9 protein-coding genes are annotated in these 19,370 nt (G+C 33.4%); 7 read left to right on the top strand and 2 right to left on the bottom strand.

Going from position 1 to position 19,370, the window contains the following annotated elements; genetic code table 11:
- The first annotated feature begins 1 nt into the window (after position 1).
- From ABD939_RS01200 to ABD939_RS01190, 3 genes are all read left to right on the top strand, one after another.
- Positions 2-706 (top strand): fibronectin type III domain-containing protein, encoded by a 705-nt coding sequence (locus tag ABD939_RS01200; protein ID WP_345163532.1) that lies wholly within the window; start codon positions 2-4, stop codon positions 704-706.
- Between the two features lie 290 nt (positions 707-996).
- On the top strand, positions 997-3,624 hold the full coding sequence (locus ABD939_RS01195; RefSeq protein WP_345163529.1) for a hypothetical protein: 2,628 nt from the start codon (positions 997-999) through the stop codon (positions 3,622-3,624).
- A gap of 49 nt (positions 3,625-3,673) precedes the next feature.
- Entirely contained in the window at positions 3,674-5,413 is a 1,740-nt protein-coding gene (locus ABD939_RS01190) for a sulfatase family protein (protein ID WP_345163525.1), read from the top strand.
- 83 nt (positions 5,414-5,496) lie between these two features.
- Here ABD939_RS01190 and ABD939_RS01185 read toward each other — a convergent pair whose 3' ends face one another.
- The gene (locus ABD939_RS01185) at positions 5,497-6,441 is read right to left on the bottom strand and encodes a hypothetical protein (protein WP_345163522.1); all 945 of its coding nucleotides are present in this window, start codon (positions 6,439-6,441) and stop codon (positions 5,497-5,499) included.
- 261 nt (positions 6,442-6,702) lie between these two features.
- Between ABD939_RS01185 and ABD939_RS01180 the strand changes: the two genes are divergently transcribed.
- From ABD939_RS01180 to ABD939_RS01170, 3 genes are all read left to right on the top strand, one after another.
- Entirely contained in the window at positions 6,703-9,450 is a 2,748-nt protein-coding gene (locus tag ABD939_RS01180; protein ID WP_345163519.1) for a family 78 glycoside hydrolase catalytic domain, read from the top strand.
- A gap of 86 nt (positions 9,451-9,536) precedes the next feature.
- Positions 9,537-13,001, top strand: coding sequence for a glycosyl hydrolase (locus ABD939_RS01175; RefSeq protein WP_345163516.1), 3,465 nt, complete (start codon positions 9,537-9,539; stop codon positions 12,999-13,001).
- Between the two features lie 111 nt (positions 13,002-13,112).
- Positions 13,113-15,029 carry an ulvan lysase-like protein gene (locus tag ABD939_RS01170; protein WP_345163513.1) on the top strand — a complete coding sequence of 639 codons (1,917 nt, stop codon included), beginning with the start codon at positions 13,113-13,115 and terminating at the stop codon, positions 15,027-15,029.
- On the opposite strand, the gene ABD939_RS01165 is transcribed toward ABD939_RS01170, so the two are convergent.
- Positions 15,026-15,904: an AraC family transcriptional regulator gene (locus tag ABD939_RS01165; RefSeq protein ID WP_345163511.1), complete on the bottom strand. Its 879-nt coding sequence runs from the start codon at positions 15,902-15,904 to the stop codon at positions 15,026-15,028. The two genes, ABD939_RS01170 and ABD939_RS01165, sit on opposite strands and share 4 nt — an antisense overlap.
- 219 nt (positions 15,905-16,123) lie before the next feature.
- Here ABD939_RS01165 and ABD939_RS01160 point away from each other — a divergent pair, with 219 nt between their 5' ends.
- Positions 16,124-19,366 carry a family 78 glycoside hydrolase catalytic domain gene (locus ABD939_RS01160; RefSeq protein ID WP_345163508.1) on the top strand — a complete coding sequence of 1,081 codons (3,243 nt, stop codon included), beginning with the start codon at positions 16,124-16,126 and terminating at the stop codon, positions 19,364-19,366.
- The last annotated feature ends 4 nt before the right edge of the window (positions 19,367-19,370 follow it).

Genomic DNA, 19,370 nt, shown 5'->3' with positions numbered 1-19,370 from the left:
CATGAAAAAGTCATATTTATATTTAATAGTTATCACCAGTATTTTTTTATCTTGTAGTAGTGGAGGAGACGATGATTCAGGTTCAGACCCAGACCCAGTAAACACTGCACCCACTGTTCCAATTCAGGTTTATCCATTAAACAACACATTATGTATTGACAATAATGTAGTTTTTGAATGGAATGCCTCCTCAGATGCCGAAGGGAATGTAATAACATACAAAGTTGAAGTATCTGAAGAAAACGATTTTTCAAGTTTAGCACACAATGTTTCAAGTTCATCCACTTCAAGAGTTATATCTCTAGATAAAGGTAAATCGTTTTATTGGAGAGTAAAATCTAAAGATAATAAAGGAAACGAAAGCGAGTATTCCTCTGTTAGTCAATTTTTAACTGAAGGTGATGGTGTGTCAAATCATCTGCCATTTGCTCCAGAATTGGTGACTCCAAATAAAGATGAAGTAATAAGCGGTACAAGTGTCACATTGAGTTGGACAGCAAATGATTTTGATAATGATGCACTAAATTATGATGTGTATTTAGATACAGATAGTGATCCAACAACAAAAGTCTCAGAAAATCAATCAGAAACAACATATAATTCTACCAGTTTAACAGCAGCTTCAACTTACTATTTTAAAATAGTTGTAAAAGATGGGAATGGAGGAGTTACTATTGGACAAACTTGGAGTTTTACCACTCAATAGATAAATTATTAATTCAACACTAACTTATCTAGATAATTAAGTTTAATGTAGTTTTACTTTTTGATAGAGCTTGATTATGTATTCCTTCTCGCCTAAAGATTAGATTGTAGTTTATTAGCACTCAAAAAGAAAATCTGATTTATTTATTTGTAATTAAAAAAAACCGGTATTTACCAAATAGTTTTACTAGTGGAATTTTAGTAAATCAGGATAATACAGGATACAGTTTTCTGTTTAGAAAACTAATTTTATCAAATTACAAATTCTTAAGTCGAGTTGATTAATAAGTTATGACTAAAGTTATCAATAATTTTTATTATTTACTTAGTGTATTTCTTTTGTTGATTTCTTTTACCCACAGTCAATCATTAGACTCTTACCCACTTGGAGTAAATAATAAAATAGTAATTGTCGACAGAACTGATACTTCAAAAAATGCTAATAAGCCTATTGCTTTTGGTAAGCGTGAATTTTTCAATGCTTTAACAGAATCAGGAATAGATTTTTCTGTAAGAGAAGAGTTTGGTAATGTAAGTGATGAATTAGTTATAGTTATAGGCTTGCCAAAAGATAATTTGATAAAGAATTTACTCGGTAAAAACTCTAACATTATAAAAGCTCCACCAGAAACTGTATTTTATAAAAGAGTTAACTTTAACAATAAAACAACTTTAGTTGTTGGTGGAAGTGACTCAATTGGGTTAATGTATGCCTTAAATGAATTATCTGATCAAATTAAAGACAAGGGATTGTCAGCTTTAGAAAATTTGCAAGACACTTTAGAGTCTCCTGAAAATAAAGTGAGAGGCCTAGATCGATTTATAAAAGATGACAATGACGATGCGTGGTTTTTTTCTGAAGAATTTTGGCAGTATTATATTAAGCAATTAGCAAAAAACCGTTTTAATAGGTTAACACTCATTACAGGTTATAATGATGGAAAAAAAGAAGACTTCATGATACCTGTTTATCCTTATTTTTTTCAAGTTCCTGGATTTCAGAACATAAAAATCAAGAAAGATTTAAATAAAACACCTGCAAATTACTTAAAACAACTAAGAAGAATAGGGGAAATCAGTCATCATTATGGACTTGAGTTTGTTTTTGGAATTTGGGGACATGGCAGAAGTGAAAGTCTTATTGACGGATTGCCAGAAACCGTAAATGAGTATACTGAGTATTGTTCGAAGGGTATGCGAGAATTGTTAAAAAGAGTTCCTGAAATTGATGGTATTCAGCTTCGTGTTAATTATGAGTCTGGAGTTGGCGGTTTTGGAAATACAGCAGATGAATTTTGGAAAGAAATAATTTATGCTGTAGCAAAAGCTCACGAAGATAGAAATGGGCAATTATTTTTAGATGTTAGAGCAAAAGGGCTAACACCTAAAATACGTGAATGGGTAGCTAAAACTAAAATTAATTTTTCTATAACTAGTAAATATACATGGGAAGGTACAGGACTTCCTTATCAACCTCTGCAAATGCGAAAAGCAGAATTAGATTTGATAAATAATTTTGATAAACGTCAGCGTTATGGGTATGCTGACTTTTTAGACGATTCTCGCAGTTTTGATTTTATTTATCGTTTATGGGGAATAGGGACTAATAGAATATTTACTTGGGCAGATCCAGATTATACAAAACGATTTTCGAGATCTACTAGTTTTGGTGGGAGTAAAGGGTTTCAAGTTACACCTCCAATGGCTAGAAAGACTAATACTTGGAATCTTTTTTCAGATGAATCAAAGGTTTATTATAAATGTGAAGACCAACGGTATTGGGCTTGGTATTTATTGTTTGGAAGATTAGGATACTCAACAACAACTAATCCAGAGGTCTGGCAAAGAGCTTTTAAACAACATTATGGGGATATTTATCCTTTAGTGTTAAATGCTTATTCAGCAGCTGGAAAAGTATTACCCTTAATTACCTCTTCGCATCTTACAAATCATCCAGCAAACTACAATTGGGCTGAAATAGAAAGCGGAGGAGCAATTTTTTCTGCTCATAATGCCAACTGGCTTCATAAAGAAAAAGAAAGAACTTATCAATCTGCCGAACCAGGTGACCCTGGAATGTTTTATATCATTCAAGATTATGTGAAAGATGTATTAAGTGAAAATATACAGCCTAAGATAACACCAATTCAGTTGGCAAATTATTACAAAAAGTTAGCAGATGAAATATTGGTAAATCTTTCAAAAGTTAATCCAGAAGCTATTCCAAAGGAATTTCAAAAAGAATTTCAAGCTAATGTAACAGATTTAAATATTACATCTGCACTTTCAATGTATCATGCTGAAAAAATTATGGCATCAATGAACTACGTTTTTTATGAAGAAACAAAAGACAAGGGATACTTAAAGCTTAGTCTTCAGTATTTAGAAAAAGCAAAGTCTAGTTGGGAAACTATTGTAGACTTAACAAATAAAATATATTATTCTTCCCCGCTATTTTTACACGATAACGGAACATGGGAAGCTAGGTTAGTTGAAATTGAAAAAGATATAGACAGTATTACTCAATTAAATGGAAAAGCTAAACAAAATAAAATTCGAGAATTTGGAAAAACCAACATCTCATTTAGTAATGATTTTGATGCGGTTGTTCCAAGTACGATTAAATTAAAAGATACTTTAAAAGTAATTTTTAAGAGCGTAAAGTTTACCAAAGAATCTCAGATTCCAAGAGTACATTATAGAATGGCTAATATGACTTTGGGAGCATTTAATATGAAAAAGATGATTTGGAATGGGAGTGATTACGTTGCGAAGATACCTACAGAAAACATTAATCCAGATTTTGATTTACTTGTTTATTTTACCTCTATTACTAATAATGAAGAAGTTATCATACACCCTGGAATATTTAATAAAAAACAAAATGAACCATACTATATTGTCGAAATTGAAGAATAGATTTTAAAATTCTATTCTTAAATAATATCTTAATTGAATATATAAAAATATGAGAATTTTAAAAATTGCTGTAATACTAAGTTTATTGGTAGTTAGTTGTCAAATAAAAAATAAGGGGACGAAAAAAGACGCGGAAACTGTTTTAGAATTGCCCGAACGTCCAAATATACTGTGGCTTGTTACCGAAGATATGGGTGCTTATATTCCACCATTTGGCGACTCAACCGTTGCGACACCAAACTTAAGTAAGTTAGCGAGTGAAGGTGTTATTTATCCAAACCTATATTCTACATCAGGTGTTTGTGCCCCAAGTAGAGCAGCAATAGCTACTGGTATGTATCCTTCAAGTATTGGTGCTAACCACATGCGAGTAAATTCATATAACGAAGAAATAGGGATTCCAAAATATGAAGCAGTACCACCTCCTGAGGCGAAAATGATAAGTGAATTACTTCGTAAACAAGGGTATTACTGCTCTAATAATTATAAAACCGATTATCAATTTAAAGAACCTGTAACGGCATGGGATGAAAGTAGTCCGTATGCACATTGGAGAAATAGAAACAACAATCAGCCTTTCTTCTCTATTTTTAATTTTACTGTAACTCACGAGTCTGGTTTGTTCGAACCTTACGGATTTAGAGAAGTTGAATCCAGGCATTACCATGCTGGAGATAGAAACTATAACTGGAAAAATAAAGGCGGATCACTTGCTAATAATAAATCTGCAGAGTCTGAAACTACTGTCCATCTTTCAAAAGATACCAAATTCAATATTCCACCATACTTAGCAGATACAAAAGCCACGCGTCGTGATATGTGGAAATTGTACAATAATATAGCGGAAATGGACAAGCAGGTTGGTGCTATATTGAAACAGCTAGAAGATGATGGATTATTAGAAAACACAATTATCTTCTTCTATGGTGACCATGGAGGTCCATTACCAAGAGAAAAGCGCTTAATCTACGATTCAGGCCTAAATACACCAATGATTGTAAGATTTCCAAACAAAATTATGGCTGGAACAAGAGATGAGCAATTAATCAGTTTTATAGATTTTGCACCAACACTCCTATCTTTAACAGGAGAAGAACCAAAGTCATATATACAAGGGCAAGCCTTTTTAGGAGAATATAAACCTGAAGAACGCAAATACATCCATGCCGCTGCCGATAGGTTTGATGGGTTTACCGATGCCATAAGAGCCGTAAGGGACGGACGCTACAAGTACATCCGTAATTACAGACCCGAACAAGGCTACTATTTACCAGTAGCATACAGAGAGAGAATTCCAGCGATGCAAGAATTGTTAAGGCTCAAAGAAGCTGGGGAATTAAATGACGACCAAATGCAATGGTTTAGAACACAGAAACCAAAAGAAGAATTATTTGATTGTGAAAACGATCCTTTTGAATTGAATAATTTAGCAGGTAATACTGAGTATCAAGACAAATTGAATGAGTTAAGTGCAGAAATGGATCGATGGTTAAACGACATTGGAGATACTCCTAATCTTGAAGAGATAAAATTGGTTAGTCGTTTATGGTCTGGAAAAGATAGCAAGCCTAAAACTTCTGATCCAATTATAATTTCTAAAAACGGAAAAGTAACTATAAGTTGCGAAACAGAAGGCGCTTCGATAGGTTATAAAATTCTTAAAGAAGGCAAAACGCCAAAGTCTTGGATGGTGTATCAAAACCCAATAGAACTTGCAGAAGGAGAAAAAATACAAGCTCAAGCGCACCGTATTGGCTTTGTGCCAAGTAAGACAATAGGATATAAATAATTAAAAAACCAGCAAATTAAATTTGCTGGTTTTTTAATTTTATATTATATAAAGATAATGTCTCTTATAACTAAAAAGTTAAATTACATCTGAACTCTATCATGCGTAGTATTTGCCCATCTTATTTGTGCTCTACCACCTCTTACACGATATGCGCCATATCTAATTTTTGATTGTGTACCTCTTTCAGGATCAGGAATATTCCAATTAAAGGCTTCACCTCCAATTATCGCATTACAATAATGTATTTTTTTTGATGAATCATTTGGATCTACTTTAAAACCTACTTCTAAATCAAAAGAGGTTATTTCGTTTTTATTAACTCTTTTTAGCAGAACAACTTCCCTACCACTTCCTGAACCGCCACGTTCTAAGATGCGTTCCGCATAAATATCAAACGCTACTTGCTTGTCTGAATCACTGCCAGAACCGTATACAGGATGTGCTCTATATAAACAAATAGCAGGATCTGGAGAACCACCACCACCAGTATGTTGCCCTTTAGCCTGTGCTATGTAAGAACCATCTTGACCAAATGATCCAGCATCACCAACTTCAAGAATTCTAAAGTCTCCTTTAAATTTAACAAATGATCCTACGTTAGGGTTGGCAACTGGTAATGAGCGTTCTATTCGAGGTTGTAAGGTGTTTGCTGCATCTTGATTATTAGAACCAGCTGTTATATTATATATGCCCCATGTAACACCATCAATAGTGCTTTCTTTGTAGTTGGCGTAACAACTTCTATCATCAATTGTTCCTACATTAACAGGGTTTGGTAGATCGTTTGATGTTCTGGTTGCATTTTCACCATCAGGATTGCAAGTTGTATAAGGTCCTGTATCTTCATCAGGAATAACTACAGGATTAGGGTCCGGATTAGGATTAGGATCTGGATTAGGATCAGGTTCGTCTACAAATACGATGTCTTCAGAAGGTCCTTCTTCTGACGAACATGAAAAGAAACCAATAAAAACAACTAAAGCAGTTATTGATATGAGTTTATAAATAAGTTTTGTTTTTTTCATAATTTCTAACAATTTTATGTAAAGATAAGCATCGTGTTGAGCTTAATTATCCTGTGGTATCCTGATTAAAAATAGAAGTAATTGGAAACAATAATTTTCGCTTTTTAGTAATGATTTAATCTTAGTCTATTACATGATGCTACAGGATACCATTAAACGTAAAAAACAGTTATTTTATTATTCTCAATTAATTACTTTTTTTAAAGTTCAAAAGATTCTTGATGTATAAATTGAAAAGCTTTTATGTTTTAAACCAGTATTATGAATAAGACAATATTTATAACAGTTGTATTTTTTTGTATTTTTTCAAGTTTCTCACAAATAGAACCTTATGATCTTAAATTAGAATATCTTACCAATCCTGATGGAGTAGATGTATCAAAGCCAAGGTTTTTTTGGAAAATCAACTCAAAAGAATCAGGTCAGTTTCAATCAGCATATCAACTTATGGTAGCAACCTCTGAAGAAAAATTGGCTCAAAACATTGGGGATGCATATGATTCTGGAAAAGTAAAAAGTTCAGAAACAATACAAATTACTTATAAAGGAAAATCCTTAAAGCCTTCTTCTCAATATTTCTGGAAAGTAAAGACTTGGGATAAAAAAAACACACCAACTTGGAGCAAAATAGCCAAGTTTTCTACAGGATTATTTCAAAAAGAAGATTGGAAAGCTGCACAATGGATTTCTTGGAAACCACAAGAACAATGGTACAAAGAATGGTGGGAAAGAAAAGATATAGAATCTAAAGCGTTACAGTTTCAATTACCAAGTCTTTTTGGGTCTAGTATGAGTATGTTTGAACGTTATTACTTTCATCATCAAAACCCATATGATGCTTCGCCATTATTACGAAAGTCTTTTAAAGTAAGTAAGAAGGTAAAACAGGCTAAAGCTTACATTAGTGGGTTGGGCTATTACGAATTATTTATCAATGGAAAACCTATAGGAACTCAAGTTTTAGACCCAGGGTGGACAGATTATAGAAAAACAATTCTATATGCGACGCATGATATTACCGAACAAATTCAAAACGGAGATAATTTAGCAGGAGTAATGCTAGGTAGAGGATTTTATGGTCAATTGGCTTACGACCATTGGGGATTTTATAAAAAAGATGGTTATGTTGGTCAGCCTAAATTGTTATGTTTAATTAAAGTGTTGTATGAAGATGGCACTGAAGAAAATATAATTAGCGATTTATCTTGGAAAGTTACAGGAGGTCCTATTATTTATGACGGTCCTCACATGGGCGAAATTTATGATGCCCGAAAAGAAATTGAAAATTGGAATATAGCTAGTTTTAATGATACTTCTTGGGATACTGTAAATACTACATCACATCCTGGTGGAGAAGTTGTATCGCAAATGTGCCAACCCATTCGTATAACCAAAACATTTCAACCTGTAAACATCAAACGCAAGGGTAGTTATGGGCAATGGATTGATACTGGAACAAACAGTGCTGGCTGGATAAGATTACGATTAAAAAATCTAGAAAAAGGACAACAGGTTACCATTTATTATGGCGAACATCTAGACCCAACTTCAAGTGGACAACCAGGAAGATTGCAACAGATGGCGTACATTGGTAAGGGAGAAGCTGAGGAATTTGCCGAATGTCGTTTTTCGTATAAAGGGTGTCGTTATGTCCAGGTAAAAGGATACAAAACAAAAATTACTAAAGCAGATGTAGAGGTGAAGTTTGTACATTCAGACGTGCCATTGGTGGGTACTTTTGAATCTTCAGATAAAACCGTAGATGCTGTTCACGATATTTGTCGTAAATCATTAATTTTTAATTTACATAGTATTGTTACAGATTGCCCAAATCGTGAAAAAAATGGTTGGTTAGGTGATGCTGTAACTGGTGTAGAGTTTGGTATGGCTAATTATGATTTAGCTGCGTTAATGACCAAGTTTACTCGCGATATTTTTGATACGCAAACTACAGAAGGTGCTTTAAGCCCTATTGCACCTGCCAATAATTATAGAAAAGGAAAATCAACCTTATGGTCTTCTGCAGGGGTACATATTCCTTGGTACATGTATCAATATTACGGTGATACGAGGTTGTTTGAAGAATACTGGGAAAACATGATGCATTGGGTTGACTACTCTTGGGAAAACAATAATTCTAAAGTAAAAGACGGCATGTTTTCCGAAATATACAACGATTGGGTGCCGCCTTACGATGCTACTTATAGAGGAGGAGGAAAACCAGGGGGAAATGAAGTAATTGCTTCTATGAACTTTTATTTGGTGTTAAAGCGATTGACTTATATGGCAGATAAACTCGGAAAAACCAAAGATAAAAAGCGTTTAGAAAAACAACTCAAACGTATACATGAGGGTATTCAAAAATATGCATTTGATGCAGAAAAAGTAGAATACTCAGGTTTAAAACCATTTTCAGAGTTTTTACCTGTTGTAAATATTTTAGCACTAGATTATGGTATTGTTCCAGACGAATATAGAGAACAACTAGAAAAAAGAGTTGTAGAAAATATAGTAAAAGAAAAAGATTATCACTTGTGGGGAGGCATATTTTCAATTCATTCTGCTTTCGAGTATTTACCTAAAAATGGTTATGCTGATATGATGCATAAAGTAGTGGTTAACGAAGAATGGCCTTCATTTGGATGGATGATTAAAGAAAGTGCTACAACATTGCCAGAGGGTTACAAGTTTAGCTCTTCAGATATGCATCATTTTATGGGTGCTGTAGATAATTTCTTCTATCGTCATTTAGTAGGAATTAATTTAGATGAATCTCATCCTGGTTTTCAAAACATCATCTTAAAACCTAATTTTATCAAATCAATGGATTTTGCGAAAGCAAGCTACAATTCTATTCATGGTGAAATAAAAGCGGAGTGGAAAAAAATAAACAACAATACTTATGAGTACTATGGTGTTATTCCTTCTAATTGCAAGGCTAAAGTGATTTTGCCTTTTAAAACAGAAACTATAAAATCAGGAACTTTTAAGTATGTAGTAAATCTTTAACCAATTGAAATATCATGATTTAGATCTCGGTTTCGAGATTTAAATCAATTAAATACAAATTAAGTATCAACTATAAATAAATTACAATGCGTTATCTAAATATTTTTATTTTTATCATACAAATCACTTTTTTTGCCTGTAATTCTAGTAAAACTAGTGATGAAATTCTTGAAAACCCTTCAATAAATGTTGCAGATTTACAAGAAGGTTTTAAGAATCCAGAAACACATTATCGTCCAGAAACATGGTTTCATCTTAACGGAAATAATATTAGTAAAGAGGGTTTAACCTTAGATTTAGAAGCCATAAAATCTGCAGGTTTGCAAGGTATTCACCTATTTAATAAGGCTGGTCGCCTGTATCCAAATGTAGAGCCAATTAAAATTTTATCGCCAGAGTGGGAGGATATGATACGTCATGCCGCTGACGAATGTAAAAGATTAGGTTTAAAATTCACCATGCAAAATTGCCCGGGATGGTCTATGACTGGAGGTCCTTGGGTTCCAGCTGACGAAGCTCAACGTGAAGTGGTAGAAACTGTTTACAGGGTTTCTGGAGGGAAAACGTTTAATGAAACGTTAGAAATTGATACACTTTACAACACGCAAGATTACGACTATAAAGATATTCAAGTGTTGGCTTTTCCAACGCCAGAAGGAGACGATTTAGAGCCCTTCAATCCTTCAGAAATACAAACAAATAATACTATTGTCCCTTGGAAAGCTATTTTTAACCCTAATTCTAAAATAACCGTCACCAGAACAACTACACGACTGGATAAAGATTTAAAGACTTACAGAGCCAAGGGTATTTCAAAAGTAAACAATCAAGACGCTTGGGTAAAGGCTACTTTTAATGAAGCAATTACATTACGAACAATCACATTACCGCAATCGCGTCATATTATTATGGGCACAGAATACCCTAAACTGGACGTTACTATTAAGGTTGAAGCATTAATTGATAATAAATTAACTGAAATTACTAAGGTAAATTTACCAGACGCTAATTGGAATGATAGACGAAAACACTTAACATTAGCCATTCCGGAAACAACCTCAAATACATTTGTATTTTCATTTGAGGGTGAACATATAATTGCTCCAGAATTTATCCGATTAAGTTCAAAACCGAAATTTCATAATCATGAAGCAAGAGCAGCAAAAGTATTAAGACGTCTTGAAAAAAATGTGCAATATGATTACGCTGAAAACGCCATAATTACATCTGAAAATATTATTAATCTTACAGATAAAATGACGTCTCAAGGAAATTTAACCTGGGAGGTTCCTGAAGGACATTGGACGGTTGTGCGTTTTGGTCATATTAATATGCGATTAACAAATAAGCCAGCAGTACCTGAAGCCACGGGTTGGGAATCTAGCAAGCTTGATAAAATTGCTATTGAAAATCATTTACGAAACGGTATGATTGGCAATTTAATAAAGGATGGTGGCCCAATTGGTGATGGTAAATTACACGGGTTATTGATAGATAGTTGGGAAAGTCATGTCCCTACTTGGACCATAAATTCTGAAGATATGTTTTCTGAATTTGAAACCCGAAGAGGTTATAGTATGAAAACCTATTTACCAGCAACCATGGGGTATATTGTTGATAGCCCTGAAACGACCACTAAATTTTTAAGAGATTTACGTCACACCATGGATGAGGTGTTTATTGATAATTTCTTTAAACATTTTGCCTCAGTTGCTCACGAAATGGGTGCAGATGTGTATACAGAAGGTGCAGGTGGAGAAGTATTACCAATTGATCCAATGCGTTATTATGGTGTTAGTGATATACCAATGACAGAGTTTTGGTATCCTAAAGCACCATCTGCTCAAAATGAATATGCGAAGCCTATTTATAATGCATCTTCTGCAGTACACTTATATAATAAACCTGTTTTAGCTGCCGAGGCGTGTACACAATTAGGTGTAAAATGGAACGAGCATCCGTTTTCTGTAAAATATTTAATTGATTATAATTTTGCAAAAGGGGTTAATCATTTGGTGTTTCATACGTTTTCGCATACGCCGCAAACAGATGTTTATCCAGGGTCTAGTTTTGGGGGGCATATTGGTTTTCCATTAGTAAGGCAACAAACCTGGTGGCCTTATATGAAAGACTGGACAGATTACTTGAGTAGAAACCAATATGTATTACAACAAGGTGAATATGTTGCTGATGTGCTTAGGTATTATGGAGATCATTTTGATCGACCACCTTTCGATTTAGATTATTTTTCAAAAGGTTATCGTTTTGATTATTTGAATGCTGAAATTCTACATGATAAATTGAGTGTTATAAATGGTAAAATTCACGTTGAAAATGCAGGAGATTATCGTGTAATCACATTAAGAGATTCAAAACAAATGTTATTGTCTACTGTGCAAAAGTTGAAAGATTTAGTTGAAGCTGGCGCTGTAATTTTAGGGGATAAACCTCAAGATTCACCTAGTTTAATGGATGATGAAAATGATTTAGAAAGTCTTCATGCTATTGCAGATCAACTTTGGGGAGATTCTGAAAGTGGTGTAAAACAAGTAGGTAAAGGAAAAGTATATTGGGGCAAAACATTAGATGAAGTTCTTGAGGAAGAACGTATCGCACCAGATGTAATTGTGCCTGAAGGCTTAGATATTAATTGGATTCATAGAAAAACTGATGATGCAGATATTTATTTTGTAGCTTCTAAAATGGATAAACCAGTTGATATGTCTCTCAGTTTTAAGGTTTCAGGAAGTCCGCAATTATGGGATGCATTTACAGGAAATCAACAAGATGCTAAAATATGGAAGTCTAAAGCAGATAGAACAAATGTTGTAATTTCATTACCAGAAAATGGCAGTACTGTAGTTGTTTTTTCAAACAAAGCAAAAGAACCATATGCTTATAAAGTAACTGCTAATGGAGAAACTGTTTTAAATACACAAATGGGTTGGTATAAAATACACGAAACTGAAAATACAAATAGTTTAATATGGAAAAATGATGTTGTTATTGCAGAAAATTCAGGTGTTTATAACTTCCATAAGGATGAGAATAAAGAAGTATTTGATGCTAATGTAAAAGAAACGCCATTACAAACTAACTGGAGTTTACATTTTGAAGAGGGCTGGGATACACCAAAATCAATCGAAGTTACAGAATTAACTTCTTTAGCAGAAATAGATAATGAGGCAATTAATCACTATTCAGGAACTACTACATATTCAAAAACGTTCAACCTAAATGAAACAAGTTCTCATGCATTTATAGATTTAGGTAATGTGTCTAACATTGCTGAGCTTTGGTGTAACGGAAAAAAAGTAGGTGTAAAGTGGGCACCACCCTTTAAGTTCGATATTAGTGAGGTTTTAAAAACAGGAAAGAATCAACTCAAAATCAAGGTTACTAATACATGGCGTAACCAACTAATATTTGATAATTCTCGTTCTAAAGAAGATAAAAAAACATGGACAACAAATCCACCCAAAAAAGACGAAACTGAAATAGAATCTTCAGGTTTAATTGGACCAGTTGTTTTAAAACAGTTAATTAATTAGCTGTTTTTTTAATTTTTAAGATGTTTCATACAGGATAAAACAGGACGGTTTGAGTTTTAATTTTTCCTATTTTCAAGCCAGTTTTAATATAGTTTGAAATAAATATATAAAATGCAACGACGCAATTTTTTACAACTATCAGCAATAGCAGGTGTAAGTTTGTCATTACCAATGTCAGGTTTGTTAAATGCCTGTGCAAGCCATCCAGATCATTCCTTAGAATTCAAAAATCTAATTTCGAGTCTTCTAAAAGACTGGTGTGATGGTATGTTAAAAGTTCAAATTAACAATCCATCTAATTTAGATGAACATGGCGCTTTAGGTTGTCCTTCTTGCTCTCATATTCATGGGCGTTGTATGGATGCTGTATATCCTTTCTTGTATATGGCAGATAAAACTGGTGATAAAAAATATATTCAAGGCGCTAAATTAGTTATGACTTGGGCTGAAAATAATGTGTCTCAAGAAGATGGTTCATGGACAGTAATAAAAAATCCAAAATCTTGGAAAGGAATTACCATTTTTGGAGCGATAGCCTTAGCAGAAGCATTGCATTATCATGGTCATGTTTTAGATGATTCAACCCGTAAAGCGTGGACAGCACGTTTAGAAAAAGCAGGGCAATATGTATATGATACCTTTACAATAGACTTTACTAATATTAATTATCCCGGAACAGCTGTCTATGGTTTAAATTTAATAGGCAATGTTTTAAATAGAGAAGATTTTAAAGTCAAGAGTAAAAAATTGGCTTCAGAAGTAAAAGAATACTTTACAGCAAACGAAGGGTTGTTATTTGGAGAATGTAAAAAGAGTTCGAGTAAACTAAGTGAAAAAGGATTACATGGTGTGGATTTAGGATATAATGTAGAAGAAACCTTAAACAGTTTAGTAATGTATGCCCTAAAAGAAAAAGATGAAGAGCTACTACAAATCTTGACAAAATCATTAAACAGCCATTTAGAATTTATGTTGCCAGATGGAGCTTGGGATAACAGCTGGGGTAACAGAATGTATAAGTGGAGTTATTGGGGAAGTAGAACTTGTGATGGCAGTCAACCTGCATTTGGTATGATGGCACATATTAATCCTGCATTTGGAACAGCAGCTGTAAAAAACACAGAATTATTGCAACGTTGTACTTCAGATGGATTAATTCATGGAGGGCCAGGTTTTATAGAAGCTGGTATTCCTCCTTGTGTACACCATACGTTTACACATGCGAAACCTTTAGCAGCGTTGTTGGATCATTGGGATCATTTACCAGAAATTAATTCAAACGCTAGTTTACCAAGAGCTACCGCAGATGGTGTAAAACACTTTAAAGATTTAGATGTGTTTTTGTTTTCTAGAGGTGATTGGAGAGGTACAGTAAGTGCTTACGATGCAGAGTATCATTATAAGTACGATTATCGTCAGGCTTCAGGAGGTGCTTTAGGTGTATTATATCACAATAAAGTTGGGCTTTTATGTGCTGCAAGTATGGCAGAATATGCTTTAGTAGAAAAAAATAATCAACAGCCACAACCTGGAAAAGATATTTGTTTAACGCCGAGAATAGAAACCTTTAAGGATGAAGTTTGGTACACAAATATTTATGATTTACCAGCAACTGTTACTAGTAAAGATGAAAGTGGAACTATTAAGTTATTGGCTAAAGTTAAACTTAAAAATGTTAATAGAGAGGTGGTTGCTGAAACTGCATCAGACTTTGATATTGCCTATAATTGTTCAGACGAAAAGGTTGAAATTTTAGTAAAAACTAATCAAGATATATCTGAGTCTACTGCATTAGTATTGCCAATAGTATCACCTTCAAATGAAGCTATTAATATAATTTCAGATAATAAGATAACAATTCAAAAACCCGAAGGTTTAGTTACTATAGAGGCTAGTAAGCCAATAACAACAAAAGAAATTCCAGGTAAAAGAACATTTAATATGGTACCAGGCGTTGAGGCAATACCATTAGAAGTGTTTTTTGAAAAAACAAGTAAAGAATTACATATATCTATAACAGTTAGTTAATAATTGCTTTGGTGCCTAAATTTCCCTGGTGCCAAACCAGTTTTTTGTTTAAAAAATCTATTAAAGTAAACATCAGATTCAAAACCCAATTCAAAAGCAATTTCTTTTTGAGATTTGTTAGTGTTTAATAATAATTCTTTAGATTTTTCAATCTTTAATAGCAAATGGTATTGCAACGGAGATACGCCTGTTTGTTTTTTAAAATCTATTCTAAATTTAGAATAACTTACTCCTAAGTCTAAGGCTATTTTAGTTAAATGAATTGATGAGGTAATATTTTTGTACATCATGCTTTTGGCTCGAGATACCATAGAATTTAGATTTTCAATATTGTTTCCGCCGCTTTTTATGTTATGAAGTTCTGCCATTAACTGAATGCATATACCCGATGCCAAACGTTGGTAGCCATAAGGCTCTTCATCAAATAATTTATAGAGAGAATTAAAATAATTTAAAATACTAGTCTTGTTACATTTAGAAATAATAGGTTTATCAGACTTAAAATAGCCATTAGAAAGAAATTGAGATGCGATGTCTCCAGAAAAGCCAACCCAACGTTCTGTCCAACCAACACTTTTTTTCGGCTTATAACGATGCCACACACCTGGGAACAATAAAAATACATCACCATCTGTAACTTTTATTTTCCCTGTAGCCTTACTCTCAAAAATACCTTCGCCTTTAGTGATAAGTACAACATGAAATTCATTTAAAACACGCCCTTTATCCCATGAGAAAATATAGTGATCTGGATGATCTTTAGAGGGGTATTCGGAATGTTTTTCAATAACATTTCGTCCTAAATCATTTACATAGAACCCCCATGACTTATCTTTATTAGAGGTTATTAAATATTTTCTAAAGGTATTTTTCATATCATTTTGTACAACTAATATATCAAATTGTTATTTGGTAACCCAAATAATAATATCGAAATTTATAAAATCTAATAGTTTGAGTTTTCGTTATAGAAATAAAATGTATTGCACCACAATTATCCTTTTAAGTTTAATTTTTAGAAATTAAGGAATAATTATATACAGAATATAACCGTAGCCTGCTAAAAATAGAAGATTAACAAACTAATTAATAAGATGTTTAAATTATATAAACTGCTTTTAATCCTATTTCTTGTTATAGGTTTAACAAATTGTGATTCTAAATCAACTTTAAAACTTATTGATCTTAAATGTGAGTATCGCACAAATCCATTAGGAATTGACAATATTTCTCCACGATTAAGTTGGAAACTTATTGACGGCAAAAAAACTAGAGGGCAAAAGCAAACCGCTTACCAGGTTTTAGTTGCGAGTACTTTAGATGACCTGAATCGTAATTTTGGAGATATTTGGGATTCTGGAAAAGTAGAATCTGATACATCAGTAAATAGTGTTTATAATGGCAAAGCTTTAGAATCTGGAGAAGAATACTTCTGGAAAGTTAAGGTTTGGGATGTTTTGGAACAAGTTTCAAATTGGAGTGAAACTGCACATTTTTCAATGGGGCTTTTGAATAAAGAAGATTGGAAGGGGGAGTGGATTTATAAAAAAGACCAAAATAAGAAAGATCATAACTGGTATAGAAAGAATTTTACATTAGATGAAGCGCCTAAGTCTGGATTTATACATCTGGCTTCATTTGGCTATCATGAAGTCTATGTAAACGGAAAGAAAGTAAGTGAAGCAGTAATGAATCCAGTAGCATCTGCCTTAAAAAAACGTTTGCCTTATTTAACCTATGATATTAAGGAGCATCTAAAAAAAGGCGATAATGTTATAGGAATTTGGCATGCTGCAGGTTGGGCAAGATGGGGTAGAATAAAAGATTATTATGACGCTCCATTTGTGTTTAAGGCGCAAGCAGATATAAAGGCAGGCGATATTAGTTTGGTTTTGAAGTCTGACAATACATGGAAATGTAAAAAAAGCTACAGTTCTTATTGGGGCTCTTGGGATATTTTAGATTTTGGGGGTGAAATTATTGATGAACGTTTAAGAGAAGATGATTGGAATACAGCAGAATATAATGACACAGATTGGGATAATGCCATTTTTTTTGACAATAATAAAGCCAAAGAAGTTGGAGTTGCAGATATAAACCTTGGCCCTAAAGGAGCAGTTGTAGTACCAAGTACAGATGCAAATCCACCAACCAGTAAAATAACGGCAACATTGAGTGCTCAAATGGTAGAACCTCAGGTAAAATATAAAGAAGTAAATCCTGTTAGTGTAGAAAAAAAAGAAAGTGGCAATTACGTCATCGATATGGGTGAAAACTACACTGGGTATTTCGAAATGAACTTATTTAACGGAAAAGAAGGTGATACGGTTGCATTTGAAATAGCAGACCATAAAGAAGTCACCACATCTTGGGAACAAAGAAGTAAGTATGTTTTTGACGAAACCGGAACAGGACATTTTACCAATCGTTTTAACTTGGCAGGAGGAAGATGGGTAACTGTTAGCGGTATCAATTACAAACCAGAATTAAAAGATATTAAAGGGTATGTAATTACCAATAATCGTAAACAAATTAGTCAATTTGAAAGCTCTAGCGAACTGCTGAATAAAATATATAAAATTAACTTGAACACTTATATTGCCAATACTATTGATGGTATTTTGGTAGATTGTCCGCATCGTGAGCGTCGTGGTTGGGGAGAAGTAACTGTGGCTGCTATGTATGGAGATGCTTTACCAAATTTTGAAAGTGGTGCTTATATGTTGCAATATGCTCAGTTTATGCAAGATGCTCAGGCTGAAGATGGTAAAATGCGAGCGGTAATTAATGGTGACGATTTTGAGTTTTTAATGTGGATGGCAAACAGCCCAATTACAATTTGGGAAACCTATAGAATGTTGGGCGATAAAAAACTACTGGAATACCATTATCCAACATTACAAAAATGGATGCATTGGTTGTATGAACATTCTGATTATGACACTGGTGGAGGATTAAAAATAGGTACACGTGGCTCATTAGAATTTCCAGGTTTAGGAGATTGGTGTACACCTAGAGGTAACTTTTGGTCATCTAGTAACTCTCCAGAATCGGTACATTTTAATAATTGTGTGTATGCATTTATGTTAGAAAATGCATTACAGATAGCAAAGGCATTAAATAAAACAGAAGATGTTGAGGTTTATAAAAAAAGACTAGAAGTTCAACGAAAAGCCACTCATAAAAATATTTATGATGCTAGTACTGGAAAGTATGGTAAAGGGCATCAGGTAAATCAGGCTTTTGCTTTGATATCTGGAGTGACTCCAGAAGCTGAAAAACAAAAAGTATACAATAATTTAGTCGACCAAGTTTTATATAAATTCCCATACTACGATACAGGTAGTTCTGGTCAAGCGCTATATACGCGCTATTTTACAGAATACGGAGAGCGTATGGACTTGATTTATGAACTTCTAAAAGATAAACGCCACCCCAGTTACGGGTATTTTATTGAACAAGGAAAAACGGTATGGCCAGAACGTTGGTCTGCCATTGGAAATAGCCAGATACATACCTGTTATACCGGAATTGGAGGTTATTTTATTAAAGGTTTTGCAGGAATAAGACCAGATTCAGAGCATTTAGGAATGCAACATTTTATTGTTAAACCATCACCAGTAGGCGATTTAACTTTTGCAAATACCGAGTATAAATCTATGTATGGAACTATTATTTCTAATTGGAAAAAAGAATCAGAAAGCGCCACATTTCATATTGAAGTTCCAGTAAATACATCAGCAAAACTATATATACCTGCAACTAAAAAAGAAGCTGTTTTTGAAGGCGAAAGTATAGCAGGAAAATCTAAAGGCATACAATACATTGGTAATGAAAAAAGTGATGCCGTTGGTAATTATGTGATTTATAAAGTAGGTTCCGGTATTTATACTTTTAAAGTAACTGAATTACCTAAAGTAATTTATCCAGATCCTCTAAATAAACCAGATAATTTTGCGCTAATAGGACGTGTGAATGCATCTTCAATGGCGATTCAATCAGAGAAACTTCCTGTTTTTGAAGCTTTTCGCGCTAATGATAGAAATGTGGAAACCCAATGGAAAGCAAATTCAACATCAAACGAGTGGCTAGAAATAGAATGGTTTAAACCGCAAACATTTAATACAATTATTCTTCAAGAAGAAGGTGAAAATATCTCAAACTATAAAATTCAATATTTTGAAAATAATGAATGGAAAACTGTTCTAGACGGAACATCTTGTGGAGTTAATAAAGTTCATGAATTTAAAGCAATTACAACATCAAAATGCAGATTATTTATAGCCGATGCAATGAAGAAGCCAATGATTTCTGAATTTGAGATTTATAAAAGATAAATTC

Source organism: Algibacter aquimarinus (assembly GCF_039543265.1).
GTDB classification, from domain to species: Bacteria; Bacteroidota; Bacteroidia; order Flavobacteriales; family Flavobacteriaceae; genus Algibacter_B; species Algibacter_B aquimarinus.
Note: the sequence above shows the minus strand (reverse complement) of the source record. Positions and strands in the feature narration are given on the sequence as shown.